This is a genomic window from Nocardioides sp. Z22_16 (assembly GCF_058134365.1).
Map to the genome: position 1 here is coordinate 266,666 of NZ_JBYTTI010000004.1, position 18,486 is coordinate 285,151.

At 71.9% G+C, this 18,486-nt stretch carries 17 protein-coding genes and 2 pseudogenes; 6 read left to right on the forward strand and 13 right to left on the reverse strand.

Annotation, left to right across the window (positions count from 1 at the left end; genetic code table 11):
- Positions 1-39 precede the first annotated feature (39 nt).
- From AC3X7R_RS13425 to AC3X7R_RS13470, 10 genes are all read right to left on the reverse strand, one after another.
- Positions 40-399, reverse strand: coding sequence for an RNA polymerase-binding protein RbpA (locus AC3X7R_RS13425; RefSeq protein WP_489966171.1), 360 nt, complete (start codon positions 397-399; stop codon positions 40-42).
- 43 nt (positions 400-442) lie between these two features.
- The gene (secG, locus tag AC3X7R_RS13430) at positions 443-679 is read right to left on the reverse strand and encodes a preprotein translocase subunit SecG (protein ID WP_489966172.1); all 237 of its coding nucleotides are present in this window, start codon (positions 677-679) and stop codon (positions 443-445) included.
- A gap of 29 nt (positions 680-708) precedes the next feature.
- Complete coding sequence (tpiA, locus tag AC3X7R_RS13435) at positions 709-1,503, reverse strand: triose-phosphate isomerase (RefSeq protein WP_489966173.1); 795 nt, start codon at positions 1,501-1,503, stop codon at positions 709-711.
- Between the two features lie 25 nt (positions 1,504-1,528).
- Positions 1,529-2,728: a phosphoglycerate kinase gene (locus tag AC3X7R_RS13440; protein ID WP_489966174.1), complete on the reverse strand. Its 1,200-nt coding sequence runs from the start codon at positions 2,726-2,728 to the stop codon at positions 1,529-1,531.
- A 2-nt stretch (positions 2,729-2,730) separates the two neighbouring features.
- Positions 2,731-3,726 carry a type I glyceraldehyde-3-phosphate dehydrogenase gene (gene gap / locus AC3X7R_RS13445; protein ID WP_489966175.1) on the reverse strand — a complete coding sequence of 332 codons (996 nt, stop codon included), beginning with the start codon at positions 3,724-3,726 and terminating at the stop codon, positions 2,731-2,733.
- Between the two features lie 146 nt (positions 3,727-3,872).
- Positions 3,873-4,859 carry a DNA-binding protein WhiA gene (whiA, locus tag AC3X7R_RS13450; RefSeq protein WP_489966176.1) on the reverse strand — a complete coding sequence of 329 codons (987 nt, stop codon included), beginning with the start codon at positions 4,857-4,859 and terminating at the stop codon, positions 3,873-3,875.
- A gap of 49 nt (positions 4,860-4,908) precedes the next feature.
- Positions 4,909-5,838 carry a gluconeogenesis factor YvcK family protein gene (locus AC3X7R_RS13455; protein WP_489966177.1) on the reverse strand — a complete coding sequence of 310 codons (930 nt, stop codon included), beginning with the start codon at positions 5,836-5,838 and terminating at the stop codon, positions 4,909-4,911.
- 1 nt (position 5,839) lies between these two features.
- Entirely contained in the window at positions 5,840-6,703 is an 864-nt protein-coding gene (rapZ, locus tag AC3X7R_RS13460; RefSeq protein WP_489966178.1) for an RNase adapter RapZ, read from the reverse strand.
- Positions 6,703-8,667 (reverse strand): excinuclease ABC subunit UvrC, encoded by a 1,965-nt coding sequence (gene uvrC, locus AC3X7R_RS13465; protein WP_489966179.1) that lies wholly within the window; start codon positions 8,665-8,667, stop codon positions 6,703-6,705. Before uvrC ends, rapZ begins: the two co-directional genes overlap by 1 nt.
- A gap of 15 nt (positions 8,668-8,682) precedes the next feature.
- Positions 8,683-9,105, reverse strand: a complete 423-nt coding sequence (locus tag AC3X7R_RS13470; protein WP_489966180.1) for a Rieske (2Fe-2S) protein — start codon at positions 9,103-9,105, stop codon at positions 8,683-8,685.
- A 134-nt stretch (positions 9,106-9,239) separates the two neighbouring features.
- Between AC3X7R_RS13470 and AC3X7R_RS13475 the strand changes: the two genes are divergently transcribed.
- Positions 9,240-10,547, forward strand: coding sequence for a tetratricopeptide repeat protein (locus tag AC3X7R_RS13475; RefSeq protein WP_489966181.1), 1,308 nt, complete (start codon positions 9,240-9,242; stop codon positions 10,545-10,547).
- A gap of 40 nt (positions 10,548-10,587) precedes the next feature.
- On the opposite strand, the gene uvrA is transcribed toward AC3X7R_RS13475, so the two are convergent.
- Positions 10,588-13,443 (reverse strand): excinuclease ABC subunit UvrA, encoded by a 2,856-nt coding sequence (gene uvrA, locus AC3X7R_RS13480; protein ID WP_489966182.1) that lies wholly within the window; start codon positions 13,441-13,443, stop codon positions 10,588-10,590.
- A 99-nt stretch (positions 13,444-13,542) separates the two neighbouring features.
- Between uvrA and AC3X7R_RS13485 the strand changes: the two genes are divergently transcribed.
- The 5 genes and pseudogenes from AC3X7R_RS13485 (at position 13,543) to AC3X7R_RS13505 (ending at position 16,316) form a co-directional block, all read left to right on the forward strand.
- Positions 13,543-14,226, forward strand: coding sequence for a maleylpyruvate isomerase family mycothiol-dependent enzyme (locus AC3X7R_RS13485; RefSeq protein WP_489966183.1), 684 nt, complete (start codon positions 13,543-13,545; stop codon positions 14,224-14,226).
- A 31-nt stretch (positions 14,227-14,257) separates the two neighbouring features.
- A complete protein-coding gene (locus AC3X7R_RS13490; protein ID WP_489966184.1) occupies positions 14,258-14,959 on the forward strand; it encodes an MBL fold metallo-hydrolase in 702 nt (233 codons plus the stop codon).
- A 46-nt stretch (positions 14,960-15,005) separates the two neighbouring features.
- Positions 15,006-15,365, forward strand: a pseudogene (gene trxA, locus AC3X7R_RS13495) (thioredoxin); the annotation flags it as partial.
- A gap of 45 nt (positions 15,366-15,410) precedes the next feature.
- Positions 15,411-15,665, forward strand: a pseudogene (locus AC3X7R_RS13500) (rhodanese-like domain-containing protein); the annotation flags it as partial.
- A gap of 21 nt (positions 15,666-15,686) precedes the next feature.
- Positions 15,687-16,316, forward strand: coding sequence for a sulfotransferase family 2 domain-containing protein (locus tag AC3X7R_RS13505; RefSeq protein ID WP_489966185.1), 630 nt, complete (start codon positions 15,687-15,689; stop codon positions 16,314-16,316).
- Here AC3X7R_RS13505 and AC3X7R_RS13510 read toward each other — a convergent pair.
- Together AC3X7R_RS13510 and AC3X7R_RS13515 are read right to left on the reverse strand one after the other, a co-directional pair.
- Entirely contained in the window at positions 16,301-16,861 is a 561-nt protein-coding gene (locus tag AC3X7R_RS13510) for a flavin reductase family protein (RefSeq protein ID WP_489966186.1), read from the reverse strand. The two genes, AC3X7R_RS13505 and AC3X7R_RS13510, sit on opposite strands and share 16 nt — an antisense overlap.
- Complete coding sequence (locus tag AC3X7R_RS13515) at positions 16,773-18,392, reverse strand: potassium/proton antiporter (protein WP_489966187.1); 1,620 nt, start codon at positions 18,390-18,392, stop codon at positions 16,773-16,775. Before AC3X7R_RS13515 ends, AC3X7R_RS13510 begins: the two co-directional genes overlap by 89 nt.
- Between the last annotated feature and the right edge of the window lie 94 nt (positions 18,393-18,486).

An 18,486-nucleotide genomic window follows, 5' to 3' on the forward strand; every position in this document is an offset into this window, starting at 1 on the left:
CACCCCGGCCGGCGGACGGGAGGGACCGGGCGACTGCGGTCAGAAGATGACGTCGCCGGACTTGCGTCGGCTGCGCAACAGCTGGACGGCCTCGTTGAGGATGTCGGCGGCCTCCGCGTCGGAACGCCGCTCCTTCACGTAGGCGAGGTGGGTCTTGTAGGGCTCGATCTTGGGCGCGGGCGGCGGGTTGTCCCGGTCCATGCTGGCGGGCAGCCCGCACTTGGGGCAGTCCCATGCCTCGGGCGCGATCGCCTCGACGGCGAAGGTCACCACCGAGCGGTGGCCGTGCGAGCAGAAGTACGTGACCGCCTGGCGCGGCGCAGCCTCCCCCCGCTCGGCCTCTCCCATCGGCCCTGCCCCGACCCGACTACCCCGGATCGCGCTTCCTCCACCAGCCATCTCTGTCCCTCCCAGAAAAGAAATGAAGACCTTTTTTACATTCTCAGGATCCGTACGCCATGAGCAACCCGAGCGCCACGATGCAGGCGAACCAGACGACGCCGACACCGACGGTGAACCGGTCCAGGTTCCGCTCGGCGACCGACGAGCCGCCGAGAGTGCTGGACATGCCGCCCCCGAACATGTCGGAGAGGCCGCCCCCACGCCCCTTGTGCAGCAGCACCAGGAGGATGAGGATCAGGCTCGTCAGGATGAGCAGGGACTGAAAGAGCAGAATCACGAGGGCAGCCTACGTCACGTCGGGGGTGGTCAGAGGACTGGCATGTCGTGGAAACGGCAGATGCCGCCGAACTCGTCGGCCTGCAGGCTCGCCCCACCGACCAGGGCACCGTCCACGTCGGGCTTCTCCATGATGCCGGCCACGTTGGCCGCCTTCACCGATCCCCCGTAGAGGATCCGGCAGCCGTCCGCAGCCTCGTCCCCGTGGTGCCCGCGGATCCAGCCGCGGATGGCCCCGCAGACCTCCTGGGCGTCCTCGGGCGTGGCCACCTCGCCGGTCCCGATGGCCCAGACGGGCTCGTAGGCCACGACGAGACCGGCGACCTGCTCGGCGGTGAGCCCGGCGAGCGACCCCTCCACCTGGCCGAGCGTGTGCTCGACCTGCCGGCCCGCCTGCCGGACCTCGAGCCCCTCGCCGACGCAGACGATGGGCGTCATCCCCGCCTCCAGCGCCCGGTGGGCCTTCGCGTTGACGATCTCGTCGGACTCGTGGTGGTCCGCTCGACGCTCCGAGTGGCCGACCACGACGTAGGAGCAGCCCAGCTTGGCCAGCATCCCCGCCGAGATGTCCCCGGTGTGGGCACCGCTCTCGTGGACCGAGACGTCCTGGGCGCCGTACTTGACCAGCAGCCGGTCGCCGTCCACCAGGGTCTGCACGGAGCGCAGATCGGTGAAGGGCGGGACCACGACGACCTCGACCCGAGCGAAGTCGTGCTTCTTGTCCGACAGGGTCCAGGCGAGCTTCTGGACCAGGACCACCGCCTCCTGGTGGTTGAGGTTCATCTTCCAGTTCCCCGCCATGAGCGGGGTGCGGGTGGGAGCCATCAGCTGTGGGGTTCCTTCTCGTCGGTCAGCGTTCGAGCACGGAGATGCCGGGGAGCTCCTTGCCCTCGAGGTACTCGAGGCTGGCCCCCCCGCCGGTGGAGATGTGGCCGAAGGCGCTCTCGTCGAAGCCCAGGGCGCGGACGGCGGCGGCGGAGTCGCCGCCGCCGACGACCGAGAGGCCGTCGACCCTGGTGAGCGCCTCGGCCACCGTGCGGGTCCCCTCGGCGAAGGCCGGCACCTCGAAGACGCCCATGGGACCGTTCCAGAAGACCGTCCGCGCGTCGGCCAGCGCCGCGGCGAAGGCCGCCGCGGACTCCGGACCGATGTCGAGGCCCAACGCGTCGGCCGGGATCCCGGAGGCCGGCACCACGACCGGCTGGGGCTCACGGTCGCCGGAGGGGAAGGCGGTGTCCACCACGATGTCGGTGGGCAGCAGGATCTCGACCCCGCGGTCGGCGGCCTCGGCGAGATAGCGCCGGCAGGTGTCGAGCTGGTCCTCCTCCAGCAGGCTCTTGCCGACCTCGTGGCCCTGGGCCTTGAGGAAGGTGAAGACCATGCCGCCACCGATCAGCAGCTTGTCGGCCTTGCCGAGGAGGTTCGCGATGACGCCCAGCTTGTCCGAGACCTTGGACCCGCCCAGCACGACCACGTAGGGACGCGCGGGCTCCACGGTCAGCCTGCGCAGCACCTCGATCTCGGCTTCCACCAGCCCGCCCATGGCGCTCGGCAGACGGGTCGCGACGTCGTAGACGCTCGCCTGCTTGCGGTGCACCACCCCGAAGCCGTCCGAGACGAAGGCGTCCGCCAGGCTCGCGAGCTCGTCGGCGAAGCCGCCGCGGACCGCGTCGTCCTTGCTGGTCTCGCCCTCGTTGAACCGGATGTTCTCCAGCAGGGCCACGTCGCCGTCACCGAGCGAGGCGACCACGCGCCGCGCGCTCGGGCCGACCGTGTCCTCGGCGAAGGAGACGGTCCGGCCGAGCAGTTCGCCCAGCCTGGTGGCCACCGGAGCCAGCGAGTACGCCGGGTCGGGCGCCCCCTTGGGACGGCCGAGGTGCGCCACCACCACGACCCGTGCCCCGGCGTCGGAGAGCTTGCGGATCGTGGGCACGCTGGCCCGGATCCGGCCGTCGTCGGCGATCCGTCCTCCGTCGAGGGGGACGTTGAGGTCCGAACGGACCAGAACCCGTCTGCCTCGCAGGTCGCCCAGCGTCTCGAGTCCCGACACGGTCAGAGGGTGCTGCCGACGTGGTCGATCAGGTCGACGAGCCGGTTGGAGTAGCCCCACTCGTTGTCGTACCAGCCGATCACCTTGACCTGGTTGCCGATGACCTTGGTCAGGGGCGCGTCGAAGATGCACGAGGCCGGGTCGGTGACGATGTCCGAGGAGACGATCGGATCGGTGGAGTAGCGAAGGTAGCGCCCGTCGGCAGCCTTCTGGATCGCGGCGTTGACCTCCTCGACGCTGGTCTCGCGGCCGGCCTCGAAGGTCAGGTCGGTGGCCGAGCCGGTCGGGACCGGGACGCGCAGCGCGAAGCCGTCGAGCTTGCCCTTCAGCTCGGGCAGCACCAGGGCGATCGCCTTGGCGGCACCGGTCGAGGTCGGGACGATGTTGAGCGCGGCGGCACGGGCGCGACGCAGGTCCTTGTGGATGTTGTCCTGCAGGTTCTGGTCGGCCGTGTAGGCGTGGATCGTGGTCATCAGGCCCTTGACGATGCCGAACTCCTCGTGGAGCGCCTTGGCCATCGGGGCGAGGCAGTTGGTCGTGCACGAGGCGTTGGAGATCACGTGGTGCTTGGCACCGTCGTAGTCCTCATGGTTGACGCCCATCACGACGGTGATGTCCTCGTTCTTGGCGGGCGCCGAGATGATGACCTTCTTGGCGCCGGCGTCGATGTGCGCCCTGGCCTGCGTGGCGTCGGTGAAGAACCCGGTGGACTCCACGACGACGTCCACCCCGAGGTCGCCCCACTTCAGGTCGGCGGGGTTCCGCTCGGCGAAGGCGGCGATCTCCTGGTCGCCCACGTGGATGGCGGACTCCGAGGAGGAGACGTCGGCGTCCAGCCGGCCGAGGATGGAGTCGTACTTGAGCAGGTGCGCGAGCGAGGCGTTGTCCGTCAGGTCGTTGACACCGACGATCTCGATGTCGGCACCCGAGGCGCGCACGGCGCGGAAGAAGTTGCGGCCGATCCGGCCGAAGCCGTTGATTCCCACACGGACAGTCACGATTGACTCCTGGAGTAGCGATGGTCGACGAGCGTCCTCGACCCTATCGCGACCCCACCAGCCGCCTCCCAGGGCCATCCCCGGTGGACCGTGCTACTCCCCCGTGACGCCCCGCGGCCCCGGGGCAGGACTCGGTGGGTGACGCCTCAGACTTCCTCGGCCAGCATGTCGGGGGTCAGGGATGCCTCGGTGTCGGGGATGCCCAGCTCCTCGGCACGCTTGTCGGCCATCGCCAGGAGCCGCCGGATCCTGCCGGCGATCGCGTCCTTGGTCAGCACCGGCTCGTGCAGCTGGCCGAGCTCCTCCAAGGACGCCTGCTTGTGCTCGAGGCGCAGGTGACCGGCCAGCTTCAGGTGGTCGGGCACCTCGTCCCCGAGGATCTCCAGGGCCCGCTCCACCCGGGCGCCGGCGGCGACGGCGGCGCGTGCCGAGCGGCGCAGGTTGGCGTCGTCGAAGTTCGCCAGCCGGTTGGCGGTCGCGCGGACCTCCCGGCGCATGCGCCGCTCCTCCCACGCCATCAGCGTCTCGTGGGCGCCCAGCCGGGTGAGCAGGGCGCCGATGGCGTCGCCGTCACGGATCACCACACGGTCCACCCCACGGACCTCGCGCGCCTTGGCGGAGATGCCGAGCCTCCGGGCCACCCCCACCAGGGCCAGGGCGGCCTCGGGGCCCGGGCAGGTGACCTCGAGCGAGGAGGAACGACCCGGCTCGGTGAGGGACCCGTGCGCCAGGAAGGCACCGCGCCACGCCGCGACCGCGTCGCAGCCGCCGCCGGAGACCACCGCGGGAGGAAGGCCCCGGACCGGTCGGCCGCGCGGGTCGAGCAACCCCGTCTGCCTGGCCAGCGCCTCGCCGTCCTTCACCACGCGCACCAGGTAGCGGCTGCCCTTGCGGAGGCCGTTGCCCTGGACCATCACCACGTCCGACTGGTGGCCGTAGACCTCGGAGACGTCGCGGCGCAGCCGGCGGGCGGCCGCACCGGTGTCGAGCTCCGCCTCGACCACGATCCTCCCGCTGACGATGTGGAGGCCACCGGCGAACCTCAGCATCGAGGCCACCTCGGCCTTGCGACAGCAGGTCTTGGTGATCGAGGTGTTGGCCAGCTCCGCCTTCACCTGTGCCGTCATCGCCATGGCCCTGATCCTGCCACGTGGGTCAACGACGCGTCGGCGACTCCCCCACTCAGGCCAGCACCGCGCGCAGCGCCTCCGCGAGGCGCACGGGGTCGTGTGCGCTGCTCCCGGGTGCCGAGGCGACGTCCGCGACCACCAGCTCACCGCCCAGGGCGCGCACCGCCTCGGCGAGGTCCTGGCCCGACGAGCGGACCGCGGACGTGTCGGCCAGCACGGTGTGGACGCGCAGCTCGGGAGCCAGGTCGCGCAGCACCGAGAGGTGGTCGGCAGGGCTGAAGCCGCCGGTCTCCCCCACCTGGGCCTCCAGATTGAGCACCACGACCAGGCGCGCTCCCCGCGAGACGATCGCCCGGCGCAGCTCGGGCAGGAGCAGGTGCGGGATCACCGAGGTGAACCAGGAGCCCGGCCCCAGCACCACCCAGTCGGCGTCCTCGACGGCACGCAGCGCCTCGGGACAGGCCGGGGGCTCCGGCGGCGTCAGCGCCACGGAGCTGATCCTTCCGCGAGCCGTGGCGACCTCGACCTGCCCCGTGGCGACCTCCGGGCCCGAAGGCCCCTCGACCTTGGCCGTGATGTCGATCGGGACGGTCGACATCGGCAGCACCCGCCCCCGGGCGCCGAGGAGGCGCCCCACCATGTCCAGGCCCGCGACGGCGTCGCCGAGCAGGTCCCACAGGCCGACGATCAGCAGGTTGCCGAGCGCGTGGCCGCCCAGCTCGCCCTCCCCGGCGAAGCGGTGCTGGAGGACCCGCATCCAGGTGCGCCCCCAGTCGTCGTCCCCGCACAGGGCGGAGAGGGCCATCCGCAGGTCGCCGGGCGGCAGGACGTCGAACTCACGGCGCAGCCGCCCCGAGGAGCCCCCGTCGTCGGCGACGGTGACGACCGCCGTCACCTCGCGTGCCACCTCCCGCAGCGCCGAGAGACTCGCGTGCAGCCCGTGTCCACCGCCCAGGGCGACGACGGAGGTGTCGAGCCGCACCTCACTCCCGCCCGAGGTCACGGTGCATGGCCCGGACGTCGTACCCGGCCGCCGAGAGCCGGGCGACCACCTCCTCGGTCATGGCCACGCTGCGGTGCTTGCCGCCGGTGCAGCCGACCGCGATGGTCATGAACCGCTTCCCCTCGCGCTGGTAGCCGGTCGCGGCGATCTCCAGCACCGGCAGGTAGCCGGCCAGGAACTCGGCCGCCCCGGGCTGGTTGCGCACGAAGTCGGCGACCGGCGCGTCGCGCCCGTTCTGCGGCCGCAGCTCGGGGATCCAGTGCGGGTTGGGCAGGAACCGCATGTCGGCGACGAAGTCGGCGTCGACCGGGATGCCGTACTTGAAGCCGAAGCTCACCACCTGCACCTTCAGCCGCCGCGCCTCCGGGGAGCCGAAGTGCCCGGCGATCCGGTCGGTCAGCTGATGCACGTTGAGGGCGGTGGTGTCGATGACGAGGTCCGCCCCGCCGCGGATCTCCTCCAGCACCTTCCGCTCGCGGCTCAGCCCGTCGATCAGCCGGCCGCTCCCCTGCAGCGGGTGCGGGCGCCGGACCGCCTCCTGGCGCCGCACCAGCACGTCGTCGCTGGCGTCCAGGTAGACCAGGCTGGTCGGCCGTCCGGTGGCCTGCTGGTGCCGGTTGGCGGCGAGGCTGGTGAAGAACGACCCCGACCGGACGTCGACCACGACGGCGATCGGCTGACTGGTGCCCCGGCTGTCGTCGACCAGCCGCACCACGTCGCGGACCAGGGTGGGAGGGAGGTTGTCGACCACGAAGTAACCGAGGTCCTCCAGCTCCTTGGCCGCGGTGCTGCGCCCTGCGCCCGTCATGCCGGTGATGATCACCAGCTCGGCTGGCTGCTTCATCAGTCCTCCTCGATCTCGCCGGTGGCCGTGTTGATCCGTGGTCCCGCGCTGCGTCCCGGCGCCGCCGCGACGGCCTCCTTGATCGCCGTGGCGGTCGCCGGGCCGATCCCGGGCACCTGGGCGATCTGTCCCACGTCGGCCTCGCGCAGCTTCTTCAACGAGCCGAAGTGTCGCAGCAGCGCCTTGCGGCGCACCTCTCCGAGCCCGGGGACGTCGTCGAGGACACTCTCCACCATCGTCGCGGACCGTCGTGCCCGGTGGTGGGTGATGGCGAACCGGTGCGCCTCGTCCCGGATCCGCTGCAGCAGGTAGAGGCCCTCGCTGGTGCGCGGCAGGATCAGCGGGTCCTCCTCGTTCGGGACCCAGACCTCCTCGAGGCGTTTGGCGAGGCCGCAGACCGGGATGTCGTCGATGCCGAGCTCGGCCAGCGCCTGCTGGGCGGCGCTCACCTGCGGTGGACCGCCGTCGACGACCACCAGTCCGGGCGTGTACGCGAACTTGCGAGGACGGCCGGTGTCGGGGTCCACCAGCATCGGCCCGGAGTCGGTCACCACCTCCGTGGAGCGCGCCTGCTCGTCGAGGAGCCGGCGGAACCGGCGGGTGATCACCTCGTGCATGGAGGCCACGTCGTTCTGCCCCTCGACGCCGCGGATCACGAACCGGCGGTACTCCCCCTTGCGCGGCAGCCCGTCCTCGAAGACCACCATCGAGGCGACCACCTCGGTCCCCTGCAGGTTGGAGACGTCGTAGCACTCGATCCGCAGCGGGGCCTCGTCCAGCCCGAGGGCCTTCTGGATCTCTTCCAGGGCCAGGTTGCGGGTCGTCAGGTCGCTGGCCCGCTTCGTCTTGTGCAGGGCCAGGGACTGGGCGGCGTTGCGGGCCACGGTCTCCATCAGCGACCTCTTGTCGCCGCGCTGCGGCACCCGCACGCTGACCCGGCTGCCGCGCAGCGAGCTCAGCAGCTCCTCCATGGTCGCCGCGTCCTCCGGCAGCTCGGGGACCAGGACCTCGCGCGGGATCGACTCCGAATCCCCTCCGTAGAGCTGGAGGAGGAACTCCTCGACCAGATGGGCGGTGTCGCCCTCCGCCATCCGGTCCGCCACCCAGCCGCGCTGGCCGCGGATGCGACCGCCCCGCACGTGGAAGACCTGGACGGCGACCTCGAGGGGGTCCTCCGCCAGCGCGACCACGTCGGCGTCGGTGCCGTCGCCCAGCACGACGGCCTGCTTCTCCAGTGCCTTGTTGAGGGCACCCAGGTCGTCACGCAGGCGTGCCGCCTTCTCGAAGTCCATGGCCTCGGAGGCGGCGTACATCTCCCTCTCGACCCGCTTGACGAAGGCCGTCGTGCTGCCGGCCATGAAGTCGCAGAAGTCGTCGACGATGCGGCGGTGCTCCTCGGCACTGACCGCGCCCACGCACGGCGCGCTGCACTTGTCGATGTAGCCCAGCAGGCACGGCCTGCCGATCTGGGCGGACCTCTTGAAGACCCCGGCACTGCACGAGCGCATCGGGAAGACCCGGAGCAGCAGGTCCACGGTCTCCCGGATCGCCCAGGCATGCCCGTAGGGACCGAAGTAGCGGGTCCCCTTCCGTTTCGCGCCCCGACCCACCATCACCCGGGGGTACTCCTCCCCCACGGTGACGGCCAACCAGGGGTAGGACTTGTCGTCGCGGTACTTCACGTTGAACCGCGGGTCGAACTCCTTGATCCAGGAGTACTCCAGCTGGAGCGCCTCGACCTCGGTGCGAACCACCGTCCAGTCGACGCTCGCCCCGGTGGTCACCATCGAGGCGGTGCGCGGATGGAGGTTGCCGATGTCCTGGAAGTAGGAGGAGAGCCGCGACCGGAGGTTCTTGGCCTTGCCGACGTAGATCACGCGGCCACGCTTGTCCCGGAACCGGTAGACCCCCGGCTGCGTCGGGATCGTCCCCGTCGCGGGACGGTACGACGCGGGTTGAGCCATGCGCCAAGCCTACGGTCAGGCCATGGTGATGGTGTCCCCGGTGACGGTGATCGCCACCTCGGGCAGGGCGGTCTTGGCGGGCCCGTCGAGCACGGAGCCGTCCTCGAGCGAGAAGCTGCTGCCGTGGCAGGTGCACGGGATGTGTCCGTCGCTGCTCGAGGAGACCTCGCAGCCCTGGTGGGGGCAGACCGACGAGAAGCACTTGAAGGTGCCCTCGGTGGGCTGCGTGACCACGACCTTGCGGTCGGGGAAGACGGCGCAGGCGCCGACCGCCACGTCGGCGGTGGCAGCGATGACCTCCCCTGTCTCCGCCTTCGGCGCCGCGACGACGGGCTCGTCGCCGGAGTCGTCCCCGCACGCCGCCAGCAACGGGACCCCCACGCCGGCGACCACGGCGCCGGTGAGTGCGCGACGTCTGCTGAGACCTTCGGTGCTCAAGGCGGCTCCTGGGGGACGGGGAAGAGGGCACTGGGAGGGTAGCGCCGCCGGAAAAACGAGTCGGGGCGAGGAGGCGACGCGGCGAGATCCTCGGCCTGCTCCCCTACTAATGTCGAGTGAGTTACTCTCCTTTCATGCCGTGTCACGACCCCTTCGGGCTCACCCTCACCACGAGCCCCGAGGCTGCCGCCGCCTGGTCCGACGGCCTGCTGCGCCTGCTCAAGCTGGAGCAGGGCGGCGCCGAGCTGGTCTCGCAGTCCCTGGCGCTCGACCCCACCTTCGCGCTGGCCCACTCGACCCTGGCGCTGCTCGGCCACGAGATGTGCCTGCCCGTCGACCTGCCGGCCCGGCTCCGGGACGCCGAGCTGCACGCGCGCCGGGCCACCGACCGGGAGCGCTCGCACGTCCACAGCGTGCTGCAGCACGTCTCCGGCAACCCCGCCCCGCTGGTCCGCCACCTCTCGGAGCACCCCCGGGACGCGCTGCTCCTCAGCTCCGCGGTCCCCACGATCGCCTTCGCCGGGGTGACCGAGGTGCCCGCCGAGGCCTGGGCCCTGGTGGAGGACGCCGCTCCGGCGTACGGCGACCACTGGTGGAGCCAGGGCCTGCTCGCGTTCGTGCGGCAGGAGCAGCGCCGTTTCGACGAGGCGATGGAGCTCGCCTGCAGCTCGCTGGCCGTGGAGCCGTCGGCCGGCCACTCGGCACACGCCCGGGCCCACGCCCACTACGAGACCGGCGACCACCGCGACGGACTCGCCTGGATGGACGCCTGGGTCTCGGGCCCCGGGACCGGCGCGGTCGGGCTGAGTCACTTCTCGTGGCACGCGGCCCTGCACGAGCTCAGCCTCGGCGACCTCGCGGCGGTGCGCCGCCGGCACGACACGCAGCTGGGCCCGGACCGGACCCTGGGATGCCGCGCCCTGGTCGACACCGGCTCGCTCCTCTTCCGGTGGGCCCTGACCGCCGAGGGCGAGGCGGTGCCCGGGCTGGACGACGTCGTCGCCTCGGTCGGCCACGACATGCTCCGGCGACCCCCCACCCCCTTCGTGGCCATGCACGCGGCCGTCGTGCTGCTCGCCACCGAGGACGTTGCCGGGCTCCGCGCGCTCGCCCGGCACAGCGAGCGCCACGCGCACCCGGTCCACCGCGAGGTGGTGGCCCCGGTGGCGCACGCGCTCGTGGTCCTCGCCAGAGGTCTGCCCGGGCTCGCCGCCGACTGTCTCGAGGCCGTCTCGGACCGCACGTGGCGCCTCGGCGGCTCGGACGCCCAGCGGGAGGTCCTCGAGGAGATCAGGATCGCCGCCCTCCTGAAGGCCGGCCGCCTCGAGGAGGCCGGCCAGGTACTGGACGCCCGCCTGGACCGGCGGGAGTCCCCCCGGGACCGGGCGTGGCGGAGCCGGTGCCTGCGCCCGGGTGTCCCCCGCGCCGCCGCACCCGCCTGAGGCTCGGCCCCGCACCCTGAGATCGGGCGCCTGAGCCTCCTCAGCGACGCAGGACGCCCTCCAGCAGGGGGGCCAGGAACCGCCCGGTGTGACTCTCCGGGTTGGCGGCCACGTCCTCCGGGGTGCCCTCGGCCACCACGATCCCCCCGCGGGAGCCGCCCTCGGGACCCATGTCGACGATCCAGTCGGCGGTCTTGATCACGTCGAGGTTGTGCTCGATGACCAGGACGCTGTTGCCCTGGTCGACGAGGCGGCCCAGCACCAGCAGCAGCTTGCGGATGTCCTCGAAGTGGAGACCCGTGGTGGGTTCGTCGAGGACGTAGAGGGTGCGACCCGTGGAGCGCTTCTGCAGCTCGCTGGCCAGCTTGACCCGCTGCGCCTCGCCACCGGAGAGCGTGGTCGCCGGCTGCCCCAGGCGCACGTAGCCGAGCCCCACCTCGGTCAGCGTCTTCATGTGCCGGGCGATCGGGGGCACCGCCGCGAAGAACTCCGAGGCCTCCTCGATCGGCATGTCGAGCACGTCGGCGATCGTCTTGCCCTTGTAGTGCACCTCCAGCGTCTCCCGGTTGTAGCGGGCGCCGTGGCACACCTCGCAGGGCACGTAGACGTCGGGGAGGAAGTTCATCTCGATCTTGATCGTGCCGTCGCCCTGGCACGCCTCGCAGCGCCCACCCTTGACGTTGAAGGAGAAGCGCCCCTGGAGGTAGCCGCGCATCTTGGCCTCCGGGGTCTGCGCGAAGAGCTTCCGCACGTGGTCGAAGACTCCCGTGTAGGTGGCCGGGTTGCTGCGCGGGGTGCGCCCGATCGGCGACTGGTCGACGTGGATGACCTTGTCGACCTGGTCGACCCCGGTGATCGTGCGGTGACGCCCCGGGACGGTCCGGGCGTTGTAGATCTGCTTGGCCAGCGACGTGTAGAGGATGTCGTTGACCAGGGTCGACTTCCCTGAGCCGGAGACGCCGGTGACGGCCACGAACATGCCGAGCGGGAAGGCGACGTCGACGTTGCGGAGGTTGTTCTCCTTCGCTCCCTTCACGACGAGCTCGCGTCCCTTGGTGCGGGGTCGCCGGACGTCGGGGACGGGGATCTCCCGCCGACCGGAGAGGTACGCCCCGGTCGAGGAGTCGGGGTGGGTGAGGAGGTCGGCGACCGAGCCCGAGTGGACCACCTGGCCACCGTGCTCACCGGCCCCGGGACCGATGTCGACCACCCAGTCGGCCGCCCTGATGGTGTCCTCGTCGTGCTCCACCACGATCAGGGTGTTGCCGAGGTCGCGGAGCCGGACCAGCGTCTCGATCAGCCGCATGTTGTCGCGCTGGTGCAGGCCGATGGAGGGCTCGTCGAGAACGTAGAGCACGCCCACCAGGCCGGCGCCGATCTGGGTGGCGAGCCGGATGCGCTGCGCCTCCCCGCCCGAGAGCGAGCCGGAGGGGCGGCTCAGCGAGAGGTAGTCGAGCCCCACGTCCAGCAGGAACTGGAGGCGCTCCTGGATCTCCTTGAGCACCCGCTCGGCGATCTGGCGCTCGCGCTCGCTCAGCTCGACCGAGCGGAGGAAGTCGGCGGTCTCGTTGATCGGCAGGGCGCAGAGATCGGCGATCGAGAGTCCGCCCACCGTCACCGCCATCGAGACCGGCTTGAGCCGGCTGCCCTGGCACGCCGGGCACGGCACCTCGCGCATGAAGCCCTCGAAGCGCTCGCGGCTGGTGTCGGTCTCCGCGTCCTGGTGGCGCCGCTCGATGTACTGGCCGACGCCCTCGAACTCGGCGTAGTAGGAGCGCTGGCGCCCGTAGCGGTTGCGGGTCACCACGTGCACCTTGGTCGGGTGCCCGCGGAGGATCGCCTTGCGCGCCTTGGCCGGCAGCTCCTCCCACGGCGTGTTGAGGTCGAAGCCGAGCTCGTCGCCCAGGGCCCCCATCAGCCGCAGGAAGTAGTCGGCCACGTGGGCGCCGCTCCACGGCTGGATGGCCCCCTCCCCCAGGGTGGCCTGCGGGTCGGGCACCACCAGCTCGGGGTCGACCTCCATCCGGGTGCCGATGCCGTGGCACTCCGGGCAGGCGCCGAAGGGCGAGTTGAAGGAGAAGGAGCGCGGCTGGAGGTCGTCGGTGTCGATGGCGTGGTCGTTGGGGCAGGCCATCCGCTCCGAGAAGCGGACCTCACGCTCGGGGTCCTTCTCGTCGAGGTCGACGAAGTCGAGCACCACCAGGCCGTCGGCGAGCTGGAGGGCGGTCTCCACCGAGTCGGTCAGCCGTCGCTTGGAGGACTCCTTGACGGCGAGCCGGTCGATGACCACCTCGATGTTGTGCTTGCGCTGCTTGTCGAGCGTGGGGGGCGCGTCGAGCGGGTGGGTCTCCCCGTCCACCCGGGCACGGCTGAAGCCCTGGGACTGCAGGGCGCGGAAGAGCTCGACGTACTCGCCCTTGCGACCACGGACGACCGGGGCCAGGACCTGGAACCGGCGGCCCTCCTCCATGGCGAGCACCCGGTCCACGATCTGCTGCGGGGTCTGCCGCTCGATCGGCGCCCCGCAGGTGGGGCAGTGCGGGCGCCCTGCCCGCGCGTAGAGGAGCCGGAGGTAGTCGTAGACCTCCGTGATCGTGCCGACCGTCGACCGCGGGTTCTTGGAGGTCGACTTCTGGTCGATCGAGACCGCGGGCGAGAGCCCCTCGATGAAGTCGACGTCCGGCTTGTCCATCTGCCCGAGGAACTGCCGGGCATAGGCGGAGAGCGACTCGACGTAGCGCCGTTGCCCCTCGGCGAAGATCGTGTCGAACGCCAGGGACGACTTCCCGGAGCCGGAGAGACCCGTGAAGACGATCAGGGAGTCGCGCGGGAGATCCAGCGAGACGTCCTTGAGGTTGTGCTCCCGGGCACCCCGGATGATGAGCTGGTCGGTCACAGAAGGATCCCCACACGTCGTTCGAACACGTGTTCGCCATGTTACCAAGCGGGGCCAAGCGCGGGCAGGCGTGGCCGCCCCTGGGTGTTCAATGTCACCATGACCGCGCTGGAGCTCCTGCAGGACGAGACCGTCGCCCTCGTGCGCACCGTCGACTCGCTCGAGGGGCGGGCGCTGGCGGAGCCGTCCGCGCTGCCCGGCTGGAGCCGGGCGCACGTGGTCGCGCACCTCGCGCTCAACGCCGAGGGGCTCGCCCGCGCGGTCGAGGGGATCAGGCGGGGGCAGGCCGTCCCGCAGTACGCCTCGTCCGCGGCGCGGGACGCGGAGATCGACGAGCTCGCCCCGGGACCTCCCGCCGAGCTGCGCGAACGGTTCCTGGCCAGCATCACCGTGCTGGCAGACGCGCTCGAGGCGGTCCGCGGGGACGAGCACGAGGCGGAGCTGGAGTGGGCCCCCGGAGGCCCCAGGTTCACCGTGGCGCAGGTACCGGCGAAGCGGCTCACCGAGGTGGCCCTCCACCACGTGGACCTGGCCGCGGGCCGCGATCCGGGGGACGTCCCGGTCGAGGTGGCGGGGGCGATCGTCGACGTGCTGGTGCCGCGCCTGCGCCGGCTCGCGCCCCTGACGGTCCGGGCCACCGACCTCGACCGCAGCTGGTCGGCGGGCCAGGGCGGTCAGGTCGTCTCCGGGAGGGCCGCGGAGCTGACGTGGTGGCTGAGCGGACGCGGGGCCGGCGAGGGGCTCTCCGCCCCCGACGGCCTGCCTCCCCTGCCACCCTGGTGACCACCGCTGACACATCGACCCAGGAGGAACCATGGACCACTCCCCCGGCACGCGCCCCGAGGCCGAGTACACCGGCCAGGTGGCTCCCGGCGGTCCCCCGCAGACCCGGGAGCTCAGGCACCTGTCGATCACCAAGGTGGCCGTGGACCCGGAGATGAGCAACAACTGCTACCTGCTGCGGTGCCGCGCCACCGGCACCCAGCTCCTGGTCGACGCGGCGGCCGAGGCGGACCGGCTGCTCGGGTTGGTGGGCGACGACGGTCTGGACGCGGTGGTGACCACCCACCAGCACTGGGACCACCACCGGGCCCTCCCCGAGGTGGTCGCCGCCACCGGCGCGCGGGTCCTGGTCGGGGCCCCGGACGCGCCGGCGGTCACCGAGCAGACGGGGGTCGCCGTCGACCGGAGGCTGGGCGACGGAGACTGCGTGGAGGTCGGCCAGGTCGTGCTGCAGGTGGTCTCGGTCGCCGGGCACACCCCGGGCTCGGTCTGCCTGCGCTACGACGACCCCGACGGCCATCCCCACCTCTTCACCGGTGACTGCCTCTTCCCCGGTGGCGTCGGCTCGACGTTCGGGAACGACGAGGCCTTCGCCCAGCTGCTGGGCGACGTGGAGAACAAGCTCTTCGGGCGCCTGCCCGACTCCACCTGGTTCTACCCCGGGCACGGGGACGACGGCCGCCTGGGCGAGGAGAGGCCCCACCTCCCGGAGTGGCGGGCTCGCGGCTGGTGAGGCCGGGCCCGGCGCCGGGTCACACCGCTCCTAGTACCGTCATCGCATGGCAACGCGCGAGCTGACCGGTCAGGACTTCGAGTCGACGGTGACGGCGGAGGGCATCGTGCTGGTCGACTTCTGGGCCGCGTGGTGCGGTCCGTGCCGCCAGTTCGCCCCCGTCTTCGAGCAGGCCTCGGAGCGGCACCCGGACATCGTCTTCGGCAAGGTGGACACCGAGGCCGAGCAGGAGCTGGCGGCCATGGCCCAGATCAGCTCCATCCCCACGCTGATGGCGTTCCGCGACGGCGTCCTGGTCTTCTCCCAGCCCGGGGCGCTGCCGCCGGCCTCCCTGGAGCAGCTGATCGACGGGGTCCGGGGTCTGGACATGGAGGACATCCGTCGCCAGCTCGCCCAGGTCGAGTCCGGCGAGCTCGACCTCGACACCTTCGCCGCCGAGCACGCCGCAGGCGGCTTCGTCCTGGACGTCCGTGAGGACGACGAGTTCCGGGACGGCCACGTGCCCGGTGCCCACCACGTGCCGATGGACGAGGTCCCCCAGCGCCTCGGGGAGCTCCCGGAGGGCCAGCGGGTGCTGGTCATCTGCCGCAGCGGCGCTCGCAGCCGCCAGGTCGTGGAGTTCCTCCGCGCCCAGGGCGTGGACGCGGCGAACGTGGCCGAGGGCACCTCGGGCTGGGCGGCGCGAGGCTGGCCGCTCGAGCGCTGACCCCGGGGCTACCCTGCTCTGGTGCTCATCTCCGACGCTCACCGGATGCTCTTCATCCACGTCCCCAAGACCGGAGGGGTGACGGTCGAGACGGTGGTGCGTGAAGGCGCTCACGACCTGCGCGACCTCGGACCCCGACGACACCCTCGGCTGCGCTGGGTGCTCCAGCAGGAGCCCGGCCTCGCCGACTACTGGACCTTCGGCTTCGTCCGCAACCCGTGGAGCCGCATGGTGTCGTGGTGGTCGATGATCGACCGCTGGAACCACCGGCTGGGACCGGCCTCCGGGAAGCCCCAGGTGGAGCAGGACGGACCGCGCGGCGGGAACCCGCTGTGGCGCGCCGTGGCGAAGTACGCCGACTTCGAGGAGTTCATCCTCCGCGGCACGGTCGAGCACGAGCGGCTCGCGACCCCGCAGGTGGACTTCCTGCACACCCGCACCCGCCGCGCCGACCACGTCGGACGCACCGAGCGCCTCGCCGCCGACCTGGCCGTGGTCCAGCGGCGGCTCGGGCTCCCGGTCAGCGAGCCGCCCCGCCGCAACACCTGGAGCGTGGGGCCGTGGCAGGACTTCTACGACGACCGGACGAGGCAGCGGGTCGCCGAGGTCTACGCCCGGGACCTCGCCGAGTTCGGCTACACCTTCGACTGAGGCCCCGAGGTCGCGGTGCTCCCGTAGCCCCCGCGGTAGTAGAGCAGCGCGTCGGTGTCCCGGTCGACCTGGAGGTGGTGGACCCGCCCGATGACGACGTGGTGGTCGCCTCCGTCGTGGACCGCCTCGACCGTGCAGTCGAGGTGCGCGACGATCCCGTCGAGCACCGGGCTGCCCGTCTGCGCCGAGGGCTCCCAGCCGACCTGCGCGAACTTGTCGATCCCGCGACTCGCCATCACGTGGGAGACGTCCGCCTGGTCCGCCGCGAGGACGTTGACGCAGAAGGCGCCGGACCGGGCGATCAGTGGCCAGGCGCGCGACGCACGCGAGGGGCAGAAGAGCACCAGGGGCGGGTCCAGGGACAGGCTGGTGAAGCTCTGGCAGGTCAGGCCGACCGGGACGCCCCCACTGGTCCCCGTGACCACGGTGACCCCGCTCGCGAAGCGGCCCAGCACGTCACGGAAGTGGGCGAGGTCCCTTCCTTCCGCGGAGCCCGGGTAGAGATCGTCGTCCGGCTGCCACCTGGGCTGCTCGTACGTCGTCATGGCCCCCATTCTTCCGGGTCGACGGTTGCGCCCCGCGCGCCGGCTCGCCCTCGCGCGGGGGGCCGTGGAGCCAGACCGCCAGGCGGCCGTCGCGGCTGATCGCCTGGAGCCGCTTCTCGGTCTCCCGGCGCGCGTGCTCGGGGACCACCAGCAGCAGCTGGTCCCCGGGTCGCAGCGAGGTGTGCCGGTCCGGGGTGCTCACCTGGCTGTCGCGGGCCACGAGCGCCAGGACCGCCGCGGGGGGCAGGCGCAGGTCGTCCGCGAAGACCCCCGCCAGCCGGGAGCCCTGAGGCACCTCGAACTGGAGCAGGCTGGCGTCCAGGGACGCGAGGGGGGCCGACTCGACCTCGATCTCCTGGGCGCGCTCGACCACCACGCCCACCCGCCGGGCCAGCCAGGGAAGCGACGGCGCCTGGATGAGGACGAACGTGGTGACCAGCAGGAAGACCACGTCGAAGATGCGCTCGGCCTCCGGCAGACCCTGGGTGATCGGGATGGTCGCCAGCACGATGGGCACCGCGCCGCGGAGCCCGGCCCAGGAGATGAAGACCTGGTGCCCCCACGGGACCCGCCACCACACCGCGCAGAGCGCCACCGAGAGCGGCCTGGCGACGAAGGCCAGCCCCACCCCCACGATCAGGGCCGGGACGAGCGCGTCCCCCAGCCGGGACGGGCTGGCCAGCAGGCCGAGCAGCACGAAGAGACCGATCTGCGCCAGCCAGCCCATCCCGTCGGCGAAGCCGGCCGTGACCTGACGGTGCGGCAGGCTGGCGTTGCCGAGCCACAGCCCGGCCACGTAGATCGCCATCAGGCCGCTGCCGCCGAGGAGCCCCGCGGTAGCGAAGGCGAGGAACATGATGGCGAACGTGGCCAGCGGGTAGAGACCCGCGGCGGGCAGCGCGCTGCGCGAGAGGAGCCACTGGCCGCACCAGGCCACCACCAGTCCCGTGACCAGGCCGACGAGCAGCTGGAAGACGACGAGGCCCGCGATCTCCAGGCCCTGGGCGTCGTACCACGCGTCGCTGGCGACCACCGTGACCAGGATGATCACCGGGGGGTCGTTGAACCCGGACTCGGCCTCGAGGGTGGCGCGGATCCGCGGCCGGACCGGCAGTCGCCGCATGATGGAGAAGGTGGCCGCGGCGTCGGTGGAGCCCACCACCGCTCCCAGCAGCAGGGCGGTCCGCACGTCGACGTCGATCGCGACGTAGGCGATGCTCGCGGTGACGAGGACGCTGACCGCCACGCCCAGGGTGGCGAGCAGGGCGGAGAGACCCACCACCGGACGGATCACCTCCCACCGGGTGCTGAACCCGCCCTCGGCCAGGATCACCGCGAGCGCCAGGGTGCTGAGCACCATGGTGAGCTCGAGGTCCTCGAACTGCAGGCCCAGCCCGGACTCACCGATGGCCAGGCCGATGACCAGGTAGAGCAGGAGGCTCGGCAGCCCGGCCCGTGCCGAGATCCGCACAGCCGCCACCCCGGTGAGGAGGACGAGACTGGCGGCGCCGATGGTCAGGTTGAGGTCCATGCTGCCGGAGATGATTCCTTCTTCCGGCCCCCCGGCCCATGGGATCCGGTCCCCACATCCGGGGCCGCGTGGACACGCGGGCGGAGCTCGGTGG

Bases quoted from the DNA above. Each gene is read 5' to 3' on its own strand.
- AC3X7R_RS13425 (WP_489966171.1), bottom strand. From the start codon at position 399: ATGGCTGGTGGAGGAAGCGCGATCCGGGGTAGTCGGGTCGGGGCAGGG.
- tpiA (WP_489966173.1), bottom strand. From the start codon at position 1,503: ATGGCTCCCACCCGCACCCCGCTCATGGCGGGGAACTGGAAGATGAAC.
- whiA (WP_489966176.1), bottom strand. From the start codon at position 4,859: ATGGCGATGACGGCACAGGTGAAGGCGGAGCTGGCCAACACCTCGATC.
- rapZ (WP_489966178.1), bottom strand. From the start codon at position 6,703: ATGAAGCAGCCAGCCGAGCTGGTGATCATCACCGGCATGACGGGCGCA.
- uvrC (WP_489966179.1), bottom strand. From the start codon at position 8,667: ATGGCTCAACCCGCGTCGTACCGTCCCGCGACGGGGACGATCCCGACG.
- AC3X7R_RS13475 (WP_489966181.1), top strand. From the start codon at position 9,240: ATGCCGTGTCACGACCCCTTCGGGCTCACCCTCACCACGAGCCCCGAG.
- AC3X7R_RS13485 (WP_489966183.1), top strand. From the start codon at position 13,543: ATGACCGCGCTGGAGCTCCTGCAGGACGAGACCGTCGCCCTCGTGCGC.
- AC3X7R_RS13490 (WP_489966184.1), top strand. From the start codon at position 14,258: ATGGACCACTCCCCCGGCACGCGCCCCGAGGCCGAGTACACCGGCCAG.
- AC3X7R_RS13510 (WP_489966186.1), bottom strand. From the start codon at position 16,861: ATGACGACGTACGAGCAGCCCAGGTGGCAGCCGGACGACGATCTCTAC.
- AC3X7R_RS13515 (WP_489966187.1), bottom strand. From the start codon at position 18,392: ATGGACCTCAACCTGACCATCGGCGCCGCCAGTCTCGTCCTCCTCACC.